The following is a 19,978-nucleotide window of genomic DNA, read 5'->3' as shown; positions in this document are numbered from 1 at the left end:
CGCTTCACGCTTTGCTTGGGAAAACCGCGGCACACTTTTGCGCGACATGCTTTAGCACAGGATGATTTTAAGCGTGTCGGCTTAAAAATCTGAATCCTCTTCTCAATTAAAGAGTCAGGGTGAGGCCGGAAACTCGTTGGCCTTGCGCAGGAGGCTGTCGACCAGCCGCTCCGGGAGGTAGCGGCGAAGCGCGCGGATCTGGCGCGACTGCTTGCCGGCGGAATAGCGCAGCTTCGGTTTCTTCGCAGTTGCGGCTTTCACCACCATGTCGGCGACGACCTGCGGCGCATCGCCCGTTTCCACAAACTTGCGCATCAGCGCTTCACTGCGGGCGCGCTCCGAGTTGTAAATCGGAAGAGGCTGGTCTGCTCGTGTCAGATTTTCCTCGAAGGATGTTCTGGTGACGCCGGGTTGGACGAGAACGACGCGAATGCCGAAGTTGCGCACTTCATGATCGAGCGATTCCGAATAGCCCTCGAGCGCATGTTTGGTAGAAGCATAGAAGGCGTTGTAGGGAGCCGGAATAACGCCGAGGATCGAGCTCATATTGATGATCCGGCCGCTCTTCTGCTTGCGCATGACAGGCAGGACGGCATTGGCGACGCGCGCCACGCCGAAGACGTTGACGTCGAAAAGCCGCTGGGCCTGCGTGATCGAGGATTCTTCCGCGCCGCCGATGAGGCCGATGCCGGCATTGTTGACGACAAGGTCGAGGCGGCCGGTTTGCCGGACGATCTCCGCAACCGCGGCCTGCACCGAGGCTTCATCGGCCACATCGCAGATCAACATTGTTATGCCAGGCCTGTTGGCGACCGGTTTGCGGCTGGTCCCGAACACGCGGTAGCCGGCCTTTACCAGAGATTCAGCCGTCGCAAGGCCGATGCCTGAGGACGCGCCGGTGACCAGTGCAACGTTTCTGCTTTTGTCGATCATACTGTCAGCTTTCAAAGGTGTGGATCATCGTCGGCCGATCTGTTACTATCTTTTCGATATCATGTCACTATCGAAAAGATACCTAATGGAAAATAATCCGATTCCGCAGTGCCCGGTCGCCCGCGGCCTTCAATCCGTCGGCGATGCGTGGAGCATTCTTGTCTTGCGGGACGCCCATACGGGCCTCACCCGCTTCGACCAATTCAGGAAGAGCCTTGGCATCGTGCCGACCATGCTGACGAAGCGTCTCAAGACGCTGACGGAGGACGGTCTGCTGGAGAAGCGGCTCTATTCCGAACGGCCGCCCCGAGAAGAGTATGTCCTCACGGAAGCAGGTCGCGACTTTCTGCCTGTGCTGATGATGATCGGGGCGTGGGCGTACCGCCATTGCGATGGCGAACTCGCCCGCTATGTCGATGTTGAGACGGGCCTGGAGATCGAGCCGATCGCAATCGACGCCGTCAGCGGTGCAAAGCTTGGAACGCGGGCAATGCGGCTGAGTTTGCACCGGGAAAGCGAACCGGGCGATCGATAGGATGTTTTTGACGCTCTGGATATCGCGATCGCATCAGCCGCGAAAAGCGAGCCGACGCCGGAGGTCTATTTCTCCAGCGTCGCCACCACCTCGACATGCGAGGACCAGAGGAACTGGTCGATCGGCGTCACCCCAGTGATCCGGTAGCCGCCCTCGACGAGGATCGCCAGATCCCGCGCCAGCGTCAGCGGGTTGCAGCTGACGGCGGCGATCTTCTTCACCCCTGAGCGGGCAAGCTCCTTGCACTGGAACTCGGCACCAGCCCGCGGCGGATCGAAGACGACGGCGTCATAGTGCTTGAACTCCTGCGTCATCAACGGGCGGCGGAAGAGATCGCGCTTCTCGATGCTGACCGGCTTCAATCCAGGAGTGTTGCGGGCGGCATGATCGAGGGCTGCCAGCGCCTTTGCCTCGGCCTCAACCGCATGCACGCGGCCGATCCGCGCCAGCCGCAGCGAAAACGTGCCGGCGCCGGCAAAAAGATCGGCGATCCGCTTCGCCTTGCCGGCATGGGCAAGCACCAGCTCGGCCATCGCTTCCTCAGCCGGTTTGGTTGCCTGGGTGAAGCCGCCCGGCGGCGGTGACACCTGGATGCCGCCGAAATCGACGAGCGGCTTCGACGGCTCGATGAGTATTTCGCCGTTCAGCGAAACACGGGCGATGCCGCGCAGAGCGAGCACGGTCTCCACTGCCGTGCGACGCTGCGGATCGGAGAGTTTCTTCACCTCGTCGACCGCGATGTCGAGGCCGGAAAGCGTTTCGAGCACGGAAACGCGGAAGGGTTCGGCGTTGGTCGCCAGCGCTGCGGCAATAGCCCGGATCGCCGGCAGCCGGGCGATAATCCCTGCCGACGAGATCGGACATTCCTCGATGGCGACGATATGATGGCTTTCGGCCTGGTTGAAACCGATCAGCATGTCCTTCTCGGTCTTGCGCGCCGCAAACACCACGCGCCGGCGCTCGCCGGGCCGGGCCGGCACGATCTCGCCGACCTCAGGCGTCAACCCCTTCGATTTCAGCGCATCGATGACCAGTTGGCGCTTGAAAGCGCGGTAGGGGCTGTCTGCCATATGCTGCAGCGTGCAGCCGCCGCAGGTGCCGTTCAGACCATCTGGGCCGAAATGCCGGCAGGGCGGCTCCTGCCGGTCGGGCGAGGGCGTCGTGATCGACATGATCGTGCCCTGGCTCTTGACGCGGGCGATCGCCACTGTTTCTCCCGGCAGGGAGAAGGGCACATAGACAGGTCCGCCGGCGCTGCTGGCGATGCCGTCGCCCTGGGCGCCGAGCTTTTCGATCGTGACGGTTTCGGTGCTCACGGCTTCAATCCTGCCAGAAGGAATTCCTGATTGCCGTCGCTGCCGGAAATCGGGGAGGGGATGAGGCCGAGGCTGTTCCAGCCCTTATCCTCGGTGAACCAGCGCTCGAGCTCCGAAGCGACGGCGGGAGCAGACGCGGGATCCTTCAACAGCCCGCCCTTGCCGATCGCCTCGCGCCCGGCCTCGAATTGCGGCTTGACCAGCAGCACGGCGACGGTACCCGGCTCGGCGATATCGAGAGCCGGCGCCAGCGCCAGCTTCAGCGAGATGAAGGAGACATCGGAGACGATGAACGTGGCGGGCTCGCCAATATCCTCTGCCGTCAGGTTGCGGGCGTTGAGGCCTTCCCTGTTCGTCACCCGGAGATCGGCTGAAATGCGCGGATGCATCTGCCCATGGCCGACATCGATCGCGGTGACATGCCGAGCGCCGCGTTGCAGCAGCACCTCGGTGAAGCCGCCGGTGGAAGCGCCGATATCTAGACAGTGATGGCCGGCGGGATCGAGCCGGAAATGGTCGAGGGCGGCGGTGAGTTTCAGCGCCGCACGCGAGACATAGTCCTGCGCCGGGTCGTTGATCTCGATCTCAGCGTCGTCGCCGAAGAGCGCGCCGGCCTTCGTCACCACCTGGCCGGCGATCCTGACGGTGCCGCGTTGCACGGCGTCGCGGGCTCGCGAGCGGCTGGCGAAAAGGCCGCGGGAGACGAGAAGCTGGTCGAGGCGTTGGCTGTTTTGATCTGACATCGGCTGTGAATGACCGGCAAAGCCGCCGGTTGCAAGCATTTTGTTCCAGACTGCGTCATTGACCCTCGAAAGCTTTCGGCGATAATCCTGCCGCGGCGATCACGGGGCGGGCCGCAGACACGGGGGTGTTTTATGCTGAAGCTCTTCACTCTTCTCGTTGCGGCGGGGATCGCAGCCCCCGCGCTGGCGAACGATACCATGGCCGAGGTCAAGACCGGCGGGCTGATCTTTGCCCAGTCCGACGATGTCAGCATGGCGGAGGAGGCTCTCTTCATCTCCGCTTCGCAAGTGCGTGTCGATTATGTGTTCGAGAACACGTCCGACAAGGATGTCGAAAGCCTGGTCGCCTTCCCGATGCCTGACATATCAGGTCAGGTGGACAGCAACTCCGCCATATTAGATTATGACAACGACAATTTCCTGCATTTTTCCACCGTGCAGGATGGCAGACCGATCACCGCCAAGCTGCAGCAGCGCGTCGTCTCGCTCGGCATCGACGTGACCGACGAGTTGGCCAAAAACGGCATTCCCGTCCTGCCTTACAGCGAGAAGACCCGCGACGCGCTCGCCAAGCTTCCAGAAACCGTCCGGAAGGATTGGATCGCTCGCGGCCTGATCTATCTCATGACAGACACCGATCTCGTGCCGCTTTGGACGCTGCGCTCGACCTATTGGTGGCGCACCACCTTTCCGGCCAAGAAGAAGGTCAGCGTCGAGCACCGCTACCAGCCGGCCGTCGGCGGCACCGTCGCCATCAGCTTTCTCGAAAACGGCGAGCCGAAGGGCGAGCGCTTCGAGGAATATTCCCGCAAATACTGCCTCGACGCCGATTTCGTCCGGGTCGCCCAGCAGCATGTCCGGGAAGCCGAGGCCGGCGGCGCCAACTATACCGAAAGCTGGATATCCTATGTGCTGTCGACCGGCGCCAATTGGGCGGGACCGATCCACCGCTTCCAGCTGACGATCGACAAGGGCAAGCCCGGCAGTCTCATCAGCTTCTGCGGCAGCAAAGTCGAGAAGATCGGCCCGACGACTTTCCGGATGACGGCAGAGGATTTCGATCCTGCCAACGACGTCGACATCCTCATCCTTAATCCTCCGGAAGCGGAACCGAAGCAGCCGTAATTTAAGCACTTTAATCATCGCTCTAGCGTTGCTGCGACGCACTATTTAAGTAAATCTAAAGCCCGCTTGCATAGGTTCGGTCCGATTGCGGCGGTTCATTCGAACCGCTTCGTGCCATGAAGGCAAAGGCGTCTGCACGCCGATCATGTCCCCAATTCAAAATGGCCTTGCGGTTGCGCCTCGCGTGCGACCGGCCTTTTTCCGCGTCGACTGTCGTCAGGAGAAATTCACCGATGTCCGCCAAAAACATATCCTTGAACGGGAAGCTTGCCGCCACGTTCGCAGCCCTCATTCTGATTTTCGTCGCCGTTTCCGCCTTCGTCTATTCCAAGGCGACGGCGTCGGCGGCAGCGTCCGCCGAGCAGGAAAAGTCCGAGCTGCTCGTCAATCAGATCGACGATGCGCTGCAGGCGATGCTTGAGCAGGCCGTCAATCTGCGCGGCTTTATCCTCTTCCGCAGCGACAGCACCTATGGCGATGTCTTTGCCAATCGCGAGCGCATGCTGAAGGCGATTGCCGCGGCCAGGCAGACGGCGGCGGCCGAGCCGCAGCTGGTCGAGATGATCGACGGCATGCAGAAGGCCGCCGACCTCTATTTCCACGAACTTGCCGAGCCGCAGACCAAGGCCCGCAAGGAAACCGGCATGCCGATCGAAGAGGTGATCAAGATCGGCGTCAACGCCACCAAGGGCCAGCTCGACGGCTTCCGCCAGGCCTCTGCCAAGATCAAGGCCAGCGCCCGCGAAAAGTCCGATGCGCTTGCTGAAATCCGCGCCGATGCCAACAGCGATCTGAAGACGACGCTGCTTGCCGGCGGCATCGTCGCCTCGTTCGCCGCCGCCGTGCTCGCCTGGCTGATGTCGCGCACCATCGTCCGCCCGATCGTCGGCATGACCGGAGCCATGGATCGCCTCGCCGGCGGCGACAACGATATCGCGGTCCCGGCGACCGACCGCGGCGACGAAGTCGGCCGCATGGCCCAGTCGGTTCTGGTCTTCAAGCAGGCGGCGATAGAGAAGCTGCGCCTTGCCGGCGAGACCGACCGCATGCGTGATGACGCCGAACGCCAGCGCCGGGCAGGCGATGAGCAGAAGGCCCGCGAGGAAGGCGAGATCCGCCATGCCATCGACGCTCTGGCGGGCGGCCTTGCCGAGCTTGCCAATGGCGATATGGCCGGTCGTCTCCAGACGCCGTTTGCGCCGCAATATGACCGCCTGCGCAATGACTTCAACCATGCCGTCGAAAAGCTGCAGGCAGCCCTGCAGTCGGTCGGCCGCAATGCCTCGGCGATCAATGCCGGTGCCGGCGAAATCCGCTCGGCCGCCGACGATCTCGCCCACCGCACCGAACAGCAGGCTGCCGCCGTCGAACAGACCGCCGCAGCGCTCGAGCAGGTGACGACGACCGTCCGCGACAGCGCCAAGCGCGCCGAGGATGCCGGCAATCTCGTCGAGCGCACCCGCCTCGGCGCCGAAAAATCCGGCGAAGTCGTCCGCAAGGCGGTTTCCGCCATGCAGCAGATCGAAAAGTCTTCGGGCGAGATCTCCAACATCATCGGCGTCATCGACGACATCGCCTTCCAGACCAACCTTTTGGCCTTGAACGCCGGCGTCGAAGCCGCCCGCGCCGGCGATGCCGGCAAGGGTTTTGCCGTCGTCGCCCAGGAAGTGCGCGAGCTTGCTCAGCGCTCCGCCAAGGCGGCCAAGGAAATCAAGGCGCTGATCACCACATCCGGCGAACAGGTCGTTGCCGGCGTCTCCCTCGTCGGCGAGACCGGCAAGGCGTTGGAAGCGATCGTCACCGAAGTGCAGGAGATCAACCGTAACGTCAGCGCCATCGTCACCGCCACCCGCGAACAGTCGATCGGCCTGCAGGAGATCAACACCGCCGTCAACAACATGGACCAGGGCACGCAGCAGAATGCCGCGATGGTCGAGGAGCAGACCGCGGCAAGCCATGCGCTCGCTCAGGAAGCAAACGCGTTGGACGAATTGCTGCGCCAGTTCAAGCTCGGCCAACTGGCCCCGGCGCCCCGCGCCACAGTCGCCGCAACGCCGGCCTCCCGCCCGGTCGCGTCTCCGGCTCGGGCGCTTGCCAGCAAGGTCACCAAAGCCTTCGGCGGCCGCCAGGCAACGGCCGCAGCTGCGGTGCAGGAAGACTGGACGGAGTTCTGAGAGGCCTCAGGATGGGACGTCAAATGAAGAGGGCGGCGCAGCGGATGCGCCGCGTTTTTTATGGTCGAACGGCACTAAAGTAGAGCAAGGGGCTGCCCCTCACCCTAACCCTCTCCCCGTAAACGGGGCGAGGGGACGTGCCCTGCGAGAGGGAGGTGTGGACGGAGCGGTTGCCGCATATGCCCTTCGCCCCGCAAGCGGGGAGAAGGTGCCGGCAGGCGGATGAGGGGCCACACGGCACACCCTCACAAATTCACCTACCCCGCGACCCCAACCGCAACCCCGCGCCCCAGCGCCTTGAACACCGTCGAAATAATGCCGGCGCGGTCGAGCCCGGCATGGGCGATCATCGCTTCGGGTTTGGCCTGTTCCATCCAGATATCGGGCATGACGAGCGAGCGTATCTTCAGCCCGTTGTCGAGCAGGCCTTCGCTCGAAAGATACTGCATCACCTGGCTGCCGAAGCCGCCGATCGAACCTTCCTCGACGGTGATCACCATCTCGTGGTGGCGGGCAAGCTGGCGGATCAGCTCATGGTCGAGCGGCTTGGCGAAGCGCGCATCGGCGACCGTCGTCGAAAGCCCGGCGGCATCGAGATCTTCGGCGGCAAGAAGACAATCGGCAAGCCGGGAGCCGAAGGAGAGCAGCGCCACCTTGGTGCCTTCCTTGATGATGCGGCCCTTGCCGATCTGCAGGATTTCGCCGCGCGCCGGCATGTCGACGCCGACACCTTCGCCGCGCGGATAGCGGAACGAGATCGGCCCGGCATCATAGGCGACAGCCGTGCGCACCATATGCTTGAGTTCGGCCTCGTCGGCCGCCGCCATCACCACGAAGCCGGGCAGGGTGGTGAGGAAGGCGGTGTCGAAGGAGCCCGCATGCGTCGGTCCGTCGGCGCCGACGAAGCCGGCTCGGTCGATCGGAAAACGCACTGGCAGTCCCTGGATCGCCACGTCGTGCACGACCTGGTCGTAGGCGCGCTGCAGGAAGGTGGAATAGAGCGCTGCGAATGGCTTATAGCCTTCCGCGGCAAGGCCGGCGGCAAAGGTCACCGCATGCTGTTCGGCGATGCCGACATCGAAACAGCGCGACGGAAACGCGTCGGCAAGCTTATCGAGGCCGGTACCGTTCGGCATGGCGGCGGTGATGCCGACGATCTTGTCGTCGAGAGTTGCTTCCTGCACCAGCGCTTCGGCAAAGACGCTGGTGTAGCTCGGCGCATTCGGCTTGACCCTGGCCTGGGCGCCGGTGATGACGTCGAACTTGTTGACGCCGTGATATTTGTCGGCTGCGGCTTCCGCCGGCGGATAGCCCTTGCCCTTCTGGGTGACGACATGGATCAGCACCGGTCCGCGGCCATTGTCACGCACGTTGCGCAGCACCGGCAGCAAATGGTCGAAGGAATGCCCGTCGATCGGCCCGATATGATAGAAGCCCATCTCCTCGAACATCGTGCCGCCGGTGACGTAACCGCGCGCATGCTCGACGGCGCGGGTGATCGCCCGGTCGATATTCTTGCCGAGATAGGCCGTCAGCTTCTTGCCGAGATCACGGAAGCCCATATAGGTGCGGCCTGAGGCGAGCCGGGCAAGGTAGGCGCTCATTGCGCCTGTCGGTGGCGCGATCGACATGTCGTTGTCGTTGAGAATGACGATGAGGCGCGCATCCAGTGCGCCGGCATTGTTCAGCGCCTCATAGGCCATGCCGGCCGACATCGCCCCGTCGCCGATGACGGCGACGACGCGCCGGTCGGACTTGTCGAGATCGGCGGCAATTGCCATGCCGAGGCCGGCCGAGATCGAGGTCGAGGAATGCGCCGCGCCGAAGGGGTCGTATTCGCTCTCGGCCCGGCGGGTGAAGCCGGAAAGCCCGTCTTCCTGGCGCAGTGTGCGGATGCGGTCGCGCCGGCCGGTGAGGATCTTGTGCGGATAACATTGATGGCCGACATCGAAGATCAGCCGATCGTCAGGCGTGTTGAAGACGTTGTGGATGGCGATCGTCAGTTCGACCACGCCGAGACCGGCGCCAAGATGGCCGCCGGTGCGCGACACCGCATCGATCATCTCGTCCCGGACTTCGCGGGCAAGCTGCGGCAGCTCGCGATCCTCGAGCTTGCGCAGGTCGGCGGGGTAGATGACCTGGTCGAGCAGGGGGGTCTTCGGCAGTTGTGTCACGGGCGGGCGCTCTTTCTTGCTTTTCCTTGTTCCGCTTTATTCGATTAGATTGCGGCAAAACAAGTGCATTTCAGGAACCGAAGGTTTGCACCTTAGAGCATCATACCGAAAAGTGTGAACGGTTTTCGGTGGATATCACGCTCTATTTCTATTGTCCCGACGGCGTTCAGGCCTCCGGCAAAGGCACGAATTCCTCCTCGTCACCGGGAACGATATCGAAGCGGCCGCTCCGCCATTCCTCCTTGGCCTTTTCGATCCGCTCCTTCGAGGAGGAGACGAAATTCCACCAGATATAGCGTTTCGAATTCAGCGCCGCGCCGCCGAACAGCATCAGGTGGCAGCCATCGCTTCCGGCTTCGAGCGTGATCGGATCGCCCGGTCTGAAGACCAGCAGCTGATCGGCGGCGAAACGGTCGCCGGAGATGACGACCTCGCCCGAGAGCACGTAGACGGCGCGCTCTTCATGGCCCGCGCCGAAGGGAAATTTGGCCCCCTGCTGCAGGTTGAGATCGACATAGAGCGTGTCGGAGAAAACCCCGACCGGCGATGTCATGCCTTCGAACGAGCCGATGACCACGCGCCCACGCACGCCTGATGTTTCGATCAGCGGCATGTCGGACTTTTCCGTATGGGCGAAGGCGGGATCGATCTCCTCCTTGTCGTCGGGCAGCGCCAGCCAGGTCTGCAGCCCCGACATCAGCAGCGGATGGCCGCGCAGATTGTCGGGCGTGCGCTCCGAATGCACGATGCCGCGGCCGGCGGTCATCAGGTTGATATCGCCGGGACGGATGACCTTTTCGGTGCCGAGACTGTCGCGATGGCGGATCTCTCCATCGAAGAGATAGGTCACCGTCGACAGGCCGATATGCGGATGCGGCTTCACGTCGAGCGCCTCGTCCGGCTTCAGGATCGCCGGCCCCATGCGGTCGAAGAAGATGAATGGCCCAACCAGCCGCCGCTGCCGCGTCGGCAGCGCGCGCCGCACCTGAAACCCGCCGATATCGCTGGTGCGCGGAATGATCAGGTTCTCGATCGCATCGCAGGCGAAGGCATCGCCGGGCAGCGGATCTTTACCGGGAAAGAAGGACATGACGGATCTCCGATCACAAAGACATCGGCCCAGAGATAGTCCTTAGAACGCCGCGCGTCCAATCAGACGCGCTGACCTGCTCGATCTCAGATCGCCGTAAACCCATTGTCGACGAAGAGATGGGCGCCGTTGACGAAATTCGACTCGTCGCTGGCGAGGTAGAGCGCGGCCCTTGCGACATCCTCCGGCTCGCCGATCCGTCCCTGCTGGGCGGCGATGGCGGCATCCGAGACATCGACGCCGAGCGCCTGCAGGTCGGCGACCTCGCGCAGGCCGTGCGGCGTGCGGATGAAGCCGGGGCAGACGGCGTTGCAGCGGATGTTGCGGTCGCGGAATTCCACCGCAATCGCCCGGGCAAACATATGCACGGCGCCCTTGGTCGTGTCGTAAAGCACTTCCATCGGCGTGGCGGCGACCGCCGAGATCGACGAGGTGCAGACGATCGATCCGCCGCCCGCCGCAATCATCTTCGGCAGCACCGCCTTGGTCATCAGGAACATCGAGCGCACATTGACGGCATGCAGCCAGTCCCATTCCTGAAGCGTCGTTTCCAGGAAGGGTTTGATGACGATGGTGCCGGCGTGATTGAAAAGCACGGTTACCGCGCCGTAGCGTTCCTCGACGCCCGCGACGGCGGCATTAACGAGGGTTTCATCCGAGACATCGGCCGTCCAGAAGTCGGCCTCGCCGCCGGCATCACGGATCTGCTTGACGGTTTCATCAGCGGCCTCTCCATTGCGGTCGACAACCGCGACACGCGCGCCTTCTGCCGCAAACAGCTTCGAGGCGGCACCGCCCATGCCGGTCGCCCCGCCCGAGATAATGGCGACCTTGCCCTTCAATCTGTCCGTCATTTTTTGATCCCCTCATGATTGGCAGGGATCATAGATCGACCGGCAGCCGATCGCCAAGCATCTTCAAGGGAGTTTTGCCTGGGGCCTCAGGCCCCGTCGAGCGGCTCGACGGCCTGCGGCTTGCCGGCGCGGTCGAGCCTGATCTTCTCGATGCGGTTTTCGGCGGCCGAAAGCAGCATCTCGCAATGTTTCTTCAGCGTTTCGCCGCGCTCATAGATCTCGATCGATTCATCCAGCGCCACGTCGCCACGTTCCAGCCGGGCGACGATGCTTTCGAGTTCGGCAACCGCCTTTTCGAAGGAAAGACCTGATACCTCAGGCTTGGCGCTGTCAGTCATTCTCAACCCTTCATCATTCGCAGAATATGCATGGCCGCCGATTCGGCGAGGCCTTCCAGATCATAACCACCTTCGAGCAGGCTGACGACCCGGTTCTTCGCATGCCGGTCGGCGAGTTCGAGCACGCGCCCGGTCGCCCAGTCGAAATCCTCGCCGGTCAGGTTGATCTGCGCCAGCGGATCGCGGTGATGGGCGTCGAAGCCGGCGGAGATGATGATGAGATCCGGCCGGAAATCGTCAAGCGCCGGCAGCACCCGCGATTTGAACGCCTCGCGAAAATGGTCGCTGCCGACATTCGGCGAAAGCGGCGCATTGACGATGGTGTTGTGTTTGCCCTTCTCCTCCTTGGCGCCGGTGCCGGGATAGAGCGGCATCTGATGGGTCGAGCAGAACAGCACCGAAGCATCGTCCCAGAAGATATCCTGGGTGCCGTTGCCGTGGTGCACGTCCCAATCGACGATGGCGATACGCTCGGCGCCATGGGTCTTTTGCGCATGGCGGGCGGCGATCGCCGCATTGTTGAAGAAGCAGAAGCCCATTGCCGTCGTCTTCTCGGCATGGTGCCCGGGCGGGCGGGCGGCGACGAAGACATTGTCGGCTCGGCCGGAAAAGACGTCGTCCACTGCCGCCATCGCCCCGCCGATGCCGGTCAGCGCCGCCTGCAGGCTTTTGGGACTGGCATAGGTATCGGCTTCAAGCTGGTTGATCTCACCCTCTTCCTCGGGAATCTCCCGCATCACGGCGAGGAGATGTTCCTCCGGATGCGCCAGCAGCACCGCATCTTCGCTGGCCTGCGGCGCCTGCCGGCGCTCCAGCCGCTCGAAATTCGGATGTTCCAGCGCAACGTTGATGGCGCGGATCCTGTCCGATCGCTCCGGATGACCGGCGGGCGTCACATGTTCCAGGAAGATCGGGTGTTCATAAAGACGGGTGCTCATGAAGACACTCTATCGGTCGCTTACGTCATGTTCCACAGCAGATGGGGCATCGCCTGATGATTTCAACAAGCGCCGTTGTTGCGCGTCCGACCGTCCGTCGCATGGCAATTCACGTCATTTGCGGCGTTTACTTCGAGAAATCCCGTCGCTACTGTCGCTGACGGGGAATTTTGTAGGCAGAGTTGTTGATGAACCAGTCGAGACGCCCGGGTGTGGCGGAAATACACGTGCCGTTTCGCGATGTCGATATGACCGGCCAGATGTTTCTGGCCTCCTATATTTCTTACGCCGAGTCCGTCATTGCGAGCTTCTGGTCGTCGCGTCCCGAGGTGGATGAGGAACCGATCTACAGCGCCACCAAGATTTCCTGCATTCTCCACCGCCCGCTGCACTACGACGAGCCGGCAACCTTCACCGCCGCCGTCGATAAGATCGGCGTCCGCTCCGTCGGCTTCATCGTCTCGATCGACACTGGCGACGAACGCGCCGCCGAGGTCGAGATCACCTGGCAGGCCCGCGGCCGCGAAGATCAGCAGCCGGTGTCTTTGCCGGAGGAGACGCGGGACTGGCTTTACCGGTTTTTGGACTAACGCCTGTCATCAGGACATGTGCGGCAGTTTCAGTGGCGATCGCCGCTTTTTTTGCCCCGGAGCAGAGGCTCGCTGATTATATTGAGCTCGACGCTTGGATAAACGCGCTCTTCCAGCAAGGTAAGGGATCCAGCTCGCACTCCTATGGGCTGACGACCAGCTTCGAAGCTGACCGCCGGCGCCGGCTCTTCGGCAAGAAACCTGAACAGTGTTATATGCGCTATGTCAGGCGGGCTTGGACGCCACTGTTCGAAGCAGATGGCCTGTGAAATGGCCGAGCGAAGCCGGCGCAATTCCGCGGGCTCCTCCGCTTTGACGAAGACAGCGGCTTCCGAAGCCGCCACCTCGTGAAAATGAATGTCAAATGGTGGGGTCTCCCCGACCAGTCTCTCGACGATCTCCTTCCATCTTTCCCCGTTCCGGCTCCAGACCTCGTCGTTCGGGATGCTGAATTGGGCCGCGGCGTCGATCAGGGTGGCGATCGTCATGTGCAGGCTTGTGACCGGGACGCGTAAGAGTGGCGCTCCGCTGTCTCGCTCAATATTGTCTTGCAAGTCGCAAAACTTTGATAATGCCTCGTGATCGGGCAAAAAGTGCAAGTGAAACGCGCAGCAGCGCTTGAACCACAGCGTATCGATCCTCGTGCGGATCACAGCAAGCCTCTCCCACCAACGCGGCACGCCGCACTGTTTGCGTGCAATGTCGATGCTTTGGTATCACATCGCCAAACCGTTCGCCAAGGATCACCGGCATCTGCCGGAGATCGGCAATGATGGTGAAGTTCTTGATACCGCTCAACAAGATTGCAGCGCCCCCGCCCGGGCCGCCTGGCTCAGTATTCGGAACCGCTTCTGTTGGCCAGATCGTGACGTTCCGTCCCTTTCAGCGGTGGATTGAAGACGCTGACGAGAATGAGGTCCTGGTCCTTGCCGCCCCGCAAATAGTGTCGATCATGTTGATCGAGCACGTAGATATCGCCGACCCGGATGGGAAAGACGTTCCCGTCCATATCCTCGACCTCGCCTTCGCCGTGGATGCAATAGCAGGCCTCCAGGTGGTTGCGGTACTGCAGCAGAGCCTGCGTGTTGGCGCGAACGACAGTGTGGCAGACCGTAAATCCCATTCCGTCATCGTTGGTCAGCAGGCGATGGCTCGTGCCATTGCCCCAATCGACGAAGCGCTCGGTCTGCTCCACTTCCTTTAGGCTTCTCACAAACATGTCTTTCTCCTCACGAATGGCGGAGATGTTTTTGATCTCCATGATCCATAGGCCTGGAGTCCATGCCTGTTTCAAATGATCAAAATTGAGAAAACTGTTAGAATAAATTACATGTAATGTCTGGACTCGAGGCGTGGTGAGCTTGATGCGGTATTTCGCTGCACTATCATGGAAAAGTTTTGACATTTTTGCCGGATGATGAATGCTGCCGGTCATGTGAGGAATTCGAACATATGCAGCTGCCGCCCCTGAACGCCTTGAGAGCCTTCGAAGCGACCGCCCGGCTCATGAGTCTCTCAAAGGCCGGAGACGAACTGCATGTGACCCATGCCGCGATCAGTCATCAGCTCAAACATCTGGAGGCATGGCTGGGGCGCAAGCTGCTGCAAAAATCCGGCCGCGGCGTTGCGCTGACCGCGGCGGGCAGCGAATATTACCTGGCCGTCTCCGGCTCATTGGCAGCCATCGCCCACGCAACGGGCAACATGCGCAGAGACCACAATATGCGTTCGATCACCGTCGGATGCATTCCTTCGATCGCGTCGCGCTGGCTGGTGCCCGCGCTTCCATCCTTCCGGGAGAGCGATCCAGGCCTTGACATCAGGATCGTCTACGCAAGAGCGGAAGAGCGTTTCGATGACGAAAGCCTGGATGTTCTGATTACCATGGGAGAAGACCTGTCGGGAGGCCGGGAGAGCCGCCTGCTTTTCTCCCGCCGCAACCAGCCGGTGGCGAGCGTCCACTATCTGGCGAAGCGGAATTGGAGCGTCGACAGCGTTCCCTTTGCCGCGGCCGACCTGCTGCATGACGAATCCGTGGACGGCTGGAAAGAATGGTTCCGAAAGGCTGACATAAGGGCGCCGGAGCCGGTTCGAGGCCCGATATTTCAGGACTTCAATATTCTTGCCACGGCAGTGATCGCCGGGCATGGGGTCGCGTTGTGCCCCGTCGAAGTGTTTCGGCGAGAAATCGATCGCGGCGACCTCGTCGTGCTTTCGGACATCTCGACGGCGGAGACCCAGGGATATTACCTGATCACCAGCTCGTGGGCGAAAAAGCCGGTGCGCCGTTTTACGGATTGGTTCATGCAGGAATGCGGATCCGCTGGTCCGCCGATCATTGAATAAGCTCCGCCAAGGCGGGCGCTCGATGCCCTGATGAAGACATTGAGAAAAGCGGCCGGCGTCAACGGATGGCGCGGTCGAGCAGGGCGGCGACGAAGACCTCGATAACAAAGCCTGGAATCAAAGATCGTGCGCCACAAGCGACCGTTTGAAGAGAATGCTTCTACACCCATTGATCTGCAGATTTTGGCGATCCAAAATGAGCTGATGACCAAATCCGATATTTTGCCACCCAATCTTCGAGAAGCGCTCGCCGCTGTTGGTGAACGCCTGCATAGTGGCCGAAGCGTCGAACCTGAGCTTCCCGCCGTTTTGGCCCACATATCCGCTCTCCCGGCTGCATCGATTAGCCAAGCCGATGCGGCGATCGCGACAGCCGCAAATCTTTCTCGTTGGCGTCCTGAGCCTGCATGGCATGAAAAACTATTTTGGCCTTATCTCTCAGATAAGGAACAGTTGTTGAGATTGCCCGATCTCCGTTACCTGTTCATATTTCATCGCGACGGGCGAATGAGGGAAGCTGCCCTCCAGAGGATAACCGGGGCACTGGAGAGTCCTTTTCTGTTCGCGGCTGTCGCCATGCGTCTGAATGACTGGGCTCAGCCGGTTCGCTTTGCCGCGTTTGCCTGTGCGAAACGCTGTTTCCCGCTGACGTCGGCCGAGGTGATCGCCGATGCCGCGGCCTCCCTGGTTCTGCATCAGGATAGCTGGGGACGATGGGGTGTTGAACGGCAAGCGATGGAAACGACGCTGGCAAGGCCAGACGTCGCTGAAGAGCTGGCCCGTATCCTCTGCGAGGGGCAAATCGGGCCGGTTTCTCGGATTTTTCGTCTCGTGCTGAAGAATAGTTCAATAGATCCCCATTTACCGCAATTGGCGGCGAACGCGAGACAACCTTGGGTCCGTGCTGTGGCGGTTCGAGCCATCGCGGACATGCGCGCAGCTTGGCTGGTTGGTATGGAGTGGCAGTGGATAGACAAGTCTATGGGACGAAGGGCGCGGGCGCCTAGATTCGACTTTCGTGATATAAGGCTCTCATTCGACAAAGCGGGAGTCGTTAGAGCTGCTGCATCAGATGCATCGCCAATCGTTCGGCGCGCTGCACTGACCGCCGTTATTCAGCATTGGCGCGGATGCAAAGAGGCTCAGGAACTTGCGTTGAAGTTGATATCTGATCCGAGCCCTTCAGTGAGAGAACGGGCTGTCTTCATCTTATCGAGGATAGGTGGATCTGTTGCTCCGCATGACCGCATCGGGATACCTTCTTCGCAATAGACGGGCAAAGGTGAGCGGATATCGTTGAAAAACTTCGGCGCCTGACATTAACTCATTTGAGCTGTGGCCTGCACCTTGCAAAATGGTGCGCGCCATTCGACCTACTGATCGCCCTTCACATGTGGAGTTTTCGGTGAAAGACAAGCGAGAGAAAGGGCGGTGGGACACCGATGACGTGCTGACATTCATGTACGGAAAATACAACGGCGCACTCCTACTGGCGTTGCGGGATTTCTGGAAAGCATTTTGTTCAGCTTGGCCCGACAAGCGAAATCCTCCCGTGTCTCCCGATCACCGAGAAGAACCTCAAGACTAAGAACCCGTTTTGATGCTCAACAGGCGGTTGGCGAAGCGCAGCGGCTCAAACGGCGCGCTTGTAAGTTGGGCAGCGCAGAGTGACGGGCCTGCTGGAGGGGTAAGACACGGTATTCCAGCATGTCATGAAAGTTTCACATTGGCGCCATTGCCGCGATCAAAATAATAATCTACTTTTTAATCAGGAAACAAGACTTCCTGAAACGAACGAAAGGATACTGATTGGAAACATTTTTCTCGAATGGCCTGCTCATCATCTGCTTCATCCTCTTTTGTGTCGGAATCTCTGCCAATAGCCATAAGCCGGGTAGGTTTGGCGATGGCGGTGGAGATGGGGGCGACTTTTCACATGGCGGCGACTGCCACGGTGGCGCCTGTGACGGTGGTGACGGAGGAGGGGGAGATGGTGGAGGTGGAGACTAACTGAACTGAAATCGATAGAATGCCCGACCGCCTCAAGGCGGTTTTTTGTTGCCTTTTACCCAAGCCGTGAGAGACGGCAACAGACAGGAACGCCAGACGTTCCGACACTCCCTGCAGGTTTACCGTCGTTCCTCGCAGTTAAATGGGAAGAGCCGCCCATCCGAAGAGTTTTGCGCATGGTTTTCGATAGACCTGCCGACGACGCAATCGATGTTCAACGCAGCCATCAATGCAACAATGGCCGCCTTCGAGCCGAAGGCAGCCATTGTTACACTTGAGATAAAGTTGCCTACGCCTTACGCGCGCTGCGGCAGCAGGGGATAACCGACCATGACGGCGCGGCCGAGGAGGGCTGCGACCAAGGCCTTGATCACATCGCCGGGAACGAAAGCCATCGAGCCGACGAAGGCTTTGGTGAAGCCGAGACCGGCCACCGTCGCGAGATAGGTGATGCCGAAGGCGTAGAGCACGACGACGCCGCCGACCATGGCGGTGAGGAAGAAGCTCACCGTCTGCACCAGGCCGGATTGCTGCTCGTTGACCAGCCGCTCGCTGAGATAGCCGGTGACGAAGGCGGCAAAGATCCAGCCGATCAGGAAGCCGGCGGTCGGCGAGGCGAAGATCGCCAGGCCGCCGCGGCCGCCGGAAAGCACCGGCAGGCCGATGGCGACGAGCAGAAGCACGATCATCACGGCAATCGCGCCGCGCCGGGCGCCGAGCACGACGCCGGCCATCATGACGCCGAGGGATTGGGCGGTAATCGGCACCGGAATGAAGCCGAGCGAGATCGGCGGCAGCAGGCCGAGCGCCACGATGATCGCAGCGAAGAGGGCGGTAAGAACGAGGTCGCGGGTGCTCATCATGAATTCCGTGTTTATCAATCGTTAACTCACATGCCGCCGAATACCGCGCGCGTCAATCGCCGCGGCGATATTATCCGCATCCTTGAGCGTCAGGATGATCAGCGGCGCAAGCAGGCTCGTCGGCCGGACCTTCAGCCCGCGTGCCCTATGCGCCTCGCGGATCGCCTGATAACGCGTGACGATCTCGGGCACGAAGCGCAGCACCAGCCCGAGCGCCAGGCCGATATCGTCGGCCTGCACCCAGCCGGTGCGCTCCAGCGGGCGGGCAAGCGCCGTCACCTCGTCGATAAACGCGGTGATCGAGGTCGTCGCCGTCACGGTGGCGGCAAACAGCGTCAGCGCCGTCAGCCGCAGCAGCGGCACGAGCGCCTCGTGCCAGGGATTGAAGATCAGGTTGAACAGCGCGACGACGGCGATCGTCAGGAAGATCGGCCGCAGCCGCCTGAGCGCATCCGCAAACGGCAGGCCGACCATGCGGTAGAGAACCGCCGTCAGCAGCACGGCGATGGAAAGCAGGGCGAGATTATCGGTGATGAACAGCACGACGCTGAAGGCGGCAAGCGACACCAGCTTTAGTCGCGGCGAAAGCCGGTGCATCATGCTGTTGCCTTCGACATAGAGCGACTGCATCAGGCGGCGATCTCCCTGTAGCGCGCGATCGCCTCAGTGGCCGGCGCATCCGCGGCAAGCCGCCCTTGATGAAACAACAGCACCCGCTCGAAATCGGCGATCAATTCCAGATCATGGGTGATGACGATGGCGCTTTCCGGCAGCCCGGCGATGATCCCTTCGACCAGCGCCCGGTTCTTCAGGTCGAGCTGGTTTGTGGGTTCGTCGAGGATGAGAATGCCTGGACCCGTCGCCAGCACCGAGCAGAGAGCGGCCACCTGCAGCTCGCCGCCAGAAAGCTCATGCGCCCGGCGACCGGCGAGCGCCTCGGCCCCGAAGCGGGCAAGCACGGCCTCGACCTTCGCCTCGATCTCCGCCTTGGTGAAACCGCGCCGCTTCAGGCCGAAGGCGATGTCGTCCCTGACGATCGGCAGGATGATCTGGTTCTGCGGCGACTGGAAGATGAAGCCGACATCGGTCACAACAGTCTTCGCGTCGGCCGTATCGCGGCCGTTAACGGTGACGCGGCCGACCGTCGGCTTGCTCAGCCCATTGATCAGCCGCGCGAAAGTCGTCTTGCCCGAACCGTTCAGCCCGATGACGCCGATCCGTTTGCCAGAAATGCCGAGCGTCAGCGGCTCCAGCGCCACCCGCCCCCCGAAACTGACGCCGGCACCTTCGAAAACAATGTCCAAACCAATCCCTCGCATCCTGCGACGCCGGAAAACGTCTTCATGGGCAGATCCGCGGAGACCAGCCCCTCATCCGGCTGCCGCCACCTTCTCCCCGTAAACGGGGCGAAGGGGTATGCCGCAACCTCTCCGCTCCCCGCCGACGTTTCGCAAGGCACGTCCCCTCTCCCCGTTTTTTACGGGGAGAGGGTTAGGGTGAGGGGCAGTCGCTATTCGCCCGCAGCCGGAAAGAACCGCAAATCCGTCGCCTCGACACGTTCGACCAGCCGTCCCTCGCAGATCGCAACGATCGTCTCCAGCACGGATGACAGCTCTCTCAGAACATCCACATTCCAAAAGCGAGCCACCGACCAGCCATTGCCGGTTATGAAGACATCCCGAACTGCGTCGCGTCGATTGCCTGCGTGTTGGCTGCCGTCGATTTCGATCACCAGCCGCATTTCACGGCAGGCGAAATCCGCAAAATAGGGACCGATCGGCAATTGCCGGACGAATTTATGTCCGTTGAGCCGCCGATCGCGCAGTTCATTCCATAGTTTGCCTTCCGCGTCGTTGTCCGACTGACGCAATGAGCGCGCCCGGGCGGTGGTTTTCGGCTTGCGGCCTCTCATTGACGTTGTTCCGTGTGTGAACGACCGGGTTGATAGT

21 protein-coding genes are annotated in these 19,978 nt (G+C 61.4%); 6 read left to right on the top strand and 15 right to left on the bottom strand.

Annotated features, from left to right (window positions below; translation table 11 throughout):
• Positions 1 to 114 precede the first annotated feature (114 nt).
• Positions 115 to 933, bottom strand: coding sequence for an oxidoreductase (locus RCCGE510_RS19840; protein ID WP_007632895.1), 819 nt, complete (start codon positions 931 to 933; stop codon positions 115 to 117).
• Between the two features lie 85 nt (positions 934 to 1,018).
• On the opposite strand from RCCGE510_RS19840, the gene RCCGE510_RS19835 reads away from it, so the two are divergent.
• Positions 1,019 to 1,468: a helix-turn-helix domain-containing protein gene (locus RCCGE510_RS19835; RefSeq protein WP_007632894.1), complete on the top strand. Its 450-nt coding sequence runs from the start codon at positions 1,019 to 1,021 to the stop codon at positions 1,466 to 1,468.
• A gap of 65 nt (positions 1,469 to 1,533) precedes the next feature.
• On the opposite strand, the gene RCCGE510_RS19830 is transcribed toward RCCGE510_RS19835, so the two are convergent.
• The gene (locus RCCGE510_RS19830) at positions 1,534 to 2,784 is read right to left on the bottom strand and encodes a class I SAM-dependent RNA methyltransferase (RefSeq protein ID WP_007632893.1); all 1,251 of its coding nucleotides are present in this window, start codon (positions 2,782 to 2,784) and stop codon (positions 1,534 to 1,536) included.
• A complete protein-coding gene (locus tag RCCGE510_RS19825; RefSeq protein ID WP_007632891.1) occupies positions 2,781 to 3,527 on the bottom strand; it encodes a TlyA family RNA methyltransferase in 747 nt (248 codons plus the stop codon). Before RCCGE510_RS19825 ends, RCCGE510_RS19830 begins: the two co-directional genes overlap by 4 nt.
• A 132-nt stretch (positions 3,528 to 3,659) precedes the next feature.
• Between RCCGE510_RS19825 and RCCGE510_RS19820 the strand changes: the two genes are divergently transcribed.
• Complete coding sequence (locus tag RCCGE510_RS19820) at positions 3,660 to 4,652, top strand: DUF4424 domain-containing protein (protein WP_007632890.1); 993 nt, start codon at positions 3,660 to 3,662, stop codon at positions 4,650 to 4,652.
• 233 nt (positions 4,653 to 4,885) lie between these two features.
• On the top strand, positions 4,886 to 6,826 hold the full coding sequence (locus RCCGE510_RS19815; RefSeq protein WP_007632884.1) for a methyl-accepting chemotaxis protein: 1,941 nt from the start codon (positions 4,886 to 4,888) through the stop codon (positions 6,824 to 6,826).
• A 257-nt stretch (positions 6,827 to 7,083) separates the two neighbouring features.
• Here the strand turns inward: RCCGE510_RS19815 and dxs are convergent, their stop codons facing one another.
• From dxs to RCCGE510_RS19790, 5 genes are all read right to left on the bottom strand, one after another.
• Complete coding sequence (gene dxs / locus RCCGE510_RS19810) at positions 7,084 to 9,000, bottom strand: 1-deoxy-D-xylulose-5-phosphate synthase (protein WP_007632882.1); 1,917 nt, start codon at positions 8,998 to 9,000, stop codon at positions 7,084 to 7,086.
• Between the two features lie 166 nt (positions 9,001 to 9,166).
• Positions 9,167 to 10,090 carry a pirin family protein gene (locus RCCGE510_RS19805; protein WP_007632880.1) on the bottom strand — a complete coding sequence of 308 codons (924 nt, stop codon included), beginning with the start codon at positions 10,088 to 10,090 and terminating at the stop codon, positions 9,167 to 9,169.
• Positions 10,091 to 10,176: 86 nt separating this feature from the next.
• Positions 10,177 to 10,944, bottom strand: coding sequence for an SDR family oxidoreductase (locus RCCGE510_RS19800; RefSeq protein ID WP_007632878.1), 768 nt, complete (start codon positions 10,942 to 10,944; stop codon positions 10,177 to 10,179).
• Between the two features lie 86 nt (positions 10,945 to 11,030).
• Complete coding sequence (locus RCCGE510_RS19795) at positions 11,031 to 11,282, bottom strand: exodeoxyribonuclease VII small subunit (protein ID WP_007632876.1); 252 nt, start codon at positions 11,280 to 11,282, stop codon at positions 11,031 to 11,033.
• Between the two features lie 2 nt (positions 11,283 to 11,284).
• Positions 11,285 to 12,220 carry a histone deacetylase family protein gene (locus tag RCCGE510_RS19790; protein ID WP_007632874.1) on the bottom strand — a complete coding sequence of 312 codons (936 nt, stop codon included), beginning with the start codon at positions 12,218 to 12,220 and terminating at the stop codon, positions 11,285 to 11,287.
• A gap of 188 nt (positions 12,221 to 12,408) precedes the next feature.
• Between RCCGE510_RS19790 and RCCGE510_RS19785 the strand changes: the two genes are divergently transcribed.
• Positions 12,409 to 12,810, top strand: a complete 402-nt coding sequence (locus tag RCCGE510_RS19785) for a thioesterase (protein ID WP_037079281.1) — start codon at positions 12,409 to 12,411, stop codon at positions 12,808 to 12,810.
• A gap of 29 nt (positions 12,811 to 12,839) precedes the next feature.
• Here the strand turns inward: RCCGE510_RS19785 and RCCGE510_RS19780 are convergent, their stop codons facing one another.
• The 3 genes from RCCGE510_RS19780 to RCCGE510_RS19775 are packed head-to-tail and all read right to left on the bottom strand — an operon-like array spanning position 12,840 to position 14,029.
• Positions 12,840 to 13,463: a 2'-5' RNA ligase family protein gene (locus tag RCCGE510_RS19780; RefSeq protein WP_007632872.1), complete on the bottom strand. Its 624-nt coding sequence runs from the start codon at positions 13,461 to 13,463 to the stop codon at positions 12,840 to 12,842.
• On the bottom strand, positions 13,348 to 13,608 hold the full coding sequence (locus RCCGE510_RS35230; RefSeq protein WP_192815330.1) for a hypothetical protein: 261 nt from the start codon (positions 13,606 to 13,608) through the stop codon (positions 13,348 to 13,350). Before RCCGE510_RS35230 ends, RCCGE510_RS19780 begins: the two co-directional genes overlap by 116 nt.
• A 34-nt stretch (positions 13,609 to 13,642) precedes the next feature.
• On the bottom strand, positions 13,643 to 14,029 hold the full coding sequence (locus RCCGE510_RS19775) for an ectoine synthase (protein WP_007632871.1): 387 nt from the start codon (positions 14,027 to 14,029) through the stop codon (positions 13,643 to 13,645).
• Positions 14,030 to 14,262: 233 nt separating this feature from the next.
• Here RCCGE510_RS19775 and RCCGE510_RS19770 point away from each other — a divergent pair, with 233 nt between their 5' ends.
• Together RCCGE510_RS19770 and RCCGE510_RS19765 are read left to right on the top strand one after the other, a co-directional pair.
• Entirely contained in the window at positions 14,263 to 15,156 is an 894-nt protein-coding gene (locus RCCGE510_RS19770; RefSeq protein WP_007632869.1) for a LysR substrate-binding domain-containing protein, read from the top strand.
• A 126-nt stretch (positions 15,157 to 15,282) separates the two neighbouring features.
• Positions 15,283 to 16,428, top strand: a complete 1,146-nt coding sequence (locus tag RCCGE510_RS19765) for a HEAT repeat domain-containing protein (protein ID WP_157179920.1) — start codon at positions 15,283 to 15,285, stop codon at positions 16,426 to 16,428.
• A gap of 1,034 nt (positions 16,429 to 17,462) precedes the next feature.
• Here the strand turns inward: RCCGE510_RS19765 and RCCGE510_RS19760 are convergent.
• The 4 genes from RCCGE510_RS19760 to RCCGE510_RS19745 form a co-directional block, all read right to left on the bottom strand.
• Entirely contained in the window at positions 17,463 to 18,026 is a 564-nt protein-coding gene (locus tag RCCGE510_RS19760; protein WP_007632865.1) for a biotin transporter BioY, read from the bottom strand.
• A 24-nt stretch (positions 18,027 to 18,050) separates the two neighbouring features.
• Entirely contained in the window at positions 18,051 to 18,659 is a 609-nt protein-coding gene (locus tag RCCGE510_RS19755; protein WP_007632864.1) for an energy-coupling factor transporter transmembrane protein EcfT, read from the bottom strand.
• Positions 18,659 to 19,333: an ABC transporter ATP-binding protein gene (locus tag RCCGE510_RS19750; protein WP_007632862.1), complete on the bottom strand. Its 675-nt coding sequence runs from the start codon at positions 19,331 to 19,333 to the stop codon at positions 18,659 to 18,661. The genes RCCGE510_RS19755 and RCCGE510_RS19750 overlap by 1 nt, the downstream gene beginning before the upstream one ends.
• Before the next feature lie 206 nt (positions 19,334 to 19,539).
• Positions 19,540 to 19,941, bottom strand: coding sequence for an endonuclease domain-containing protein (locus RCCGE510_RS19745; protein ID WP_007632860.1), 402 nt, complete (start codon positions 19,939 to 19,941; stop codon positions 19,540 to 19,542).
• Positions 19,942 to 19,978 lie beyond the last annotated feature (37 nt).

Origin of the sequence: Rhizobium sp. CCGE 510, assembly GCF_000292525.1 — a bacterium.
Taxonomy (GTDB): Bacteria; Pseudomonadota; Alphaproteobacteria; order Rhizobiales; family Rhizobiaceae; genus Rhizobium.
This window is presented reverse-complemented; position numbering and strand designations above follow the sequence as displayed.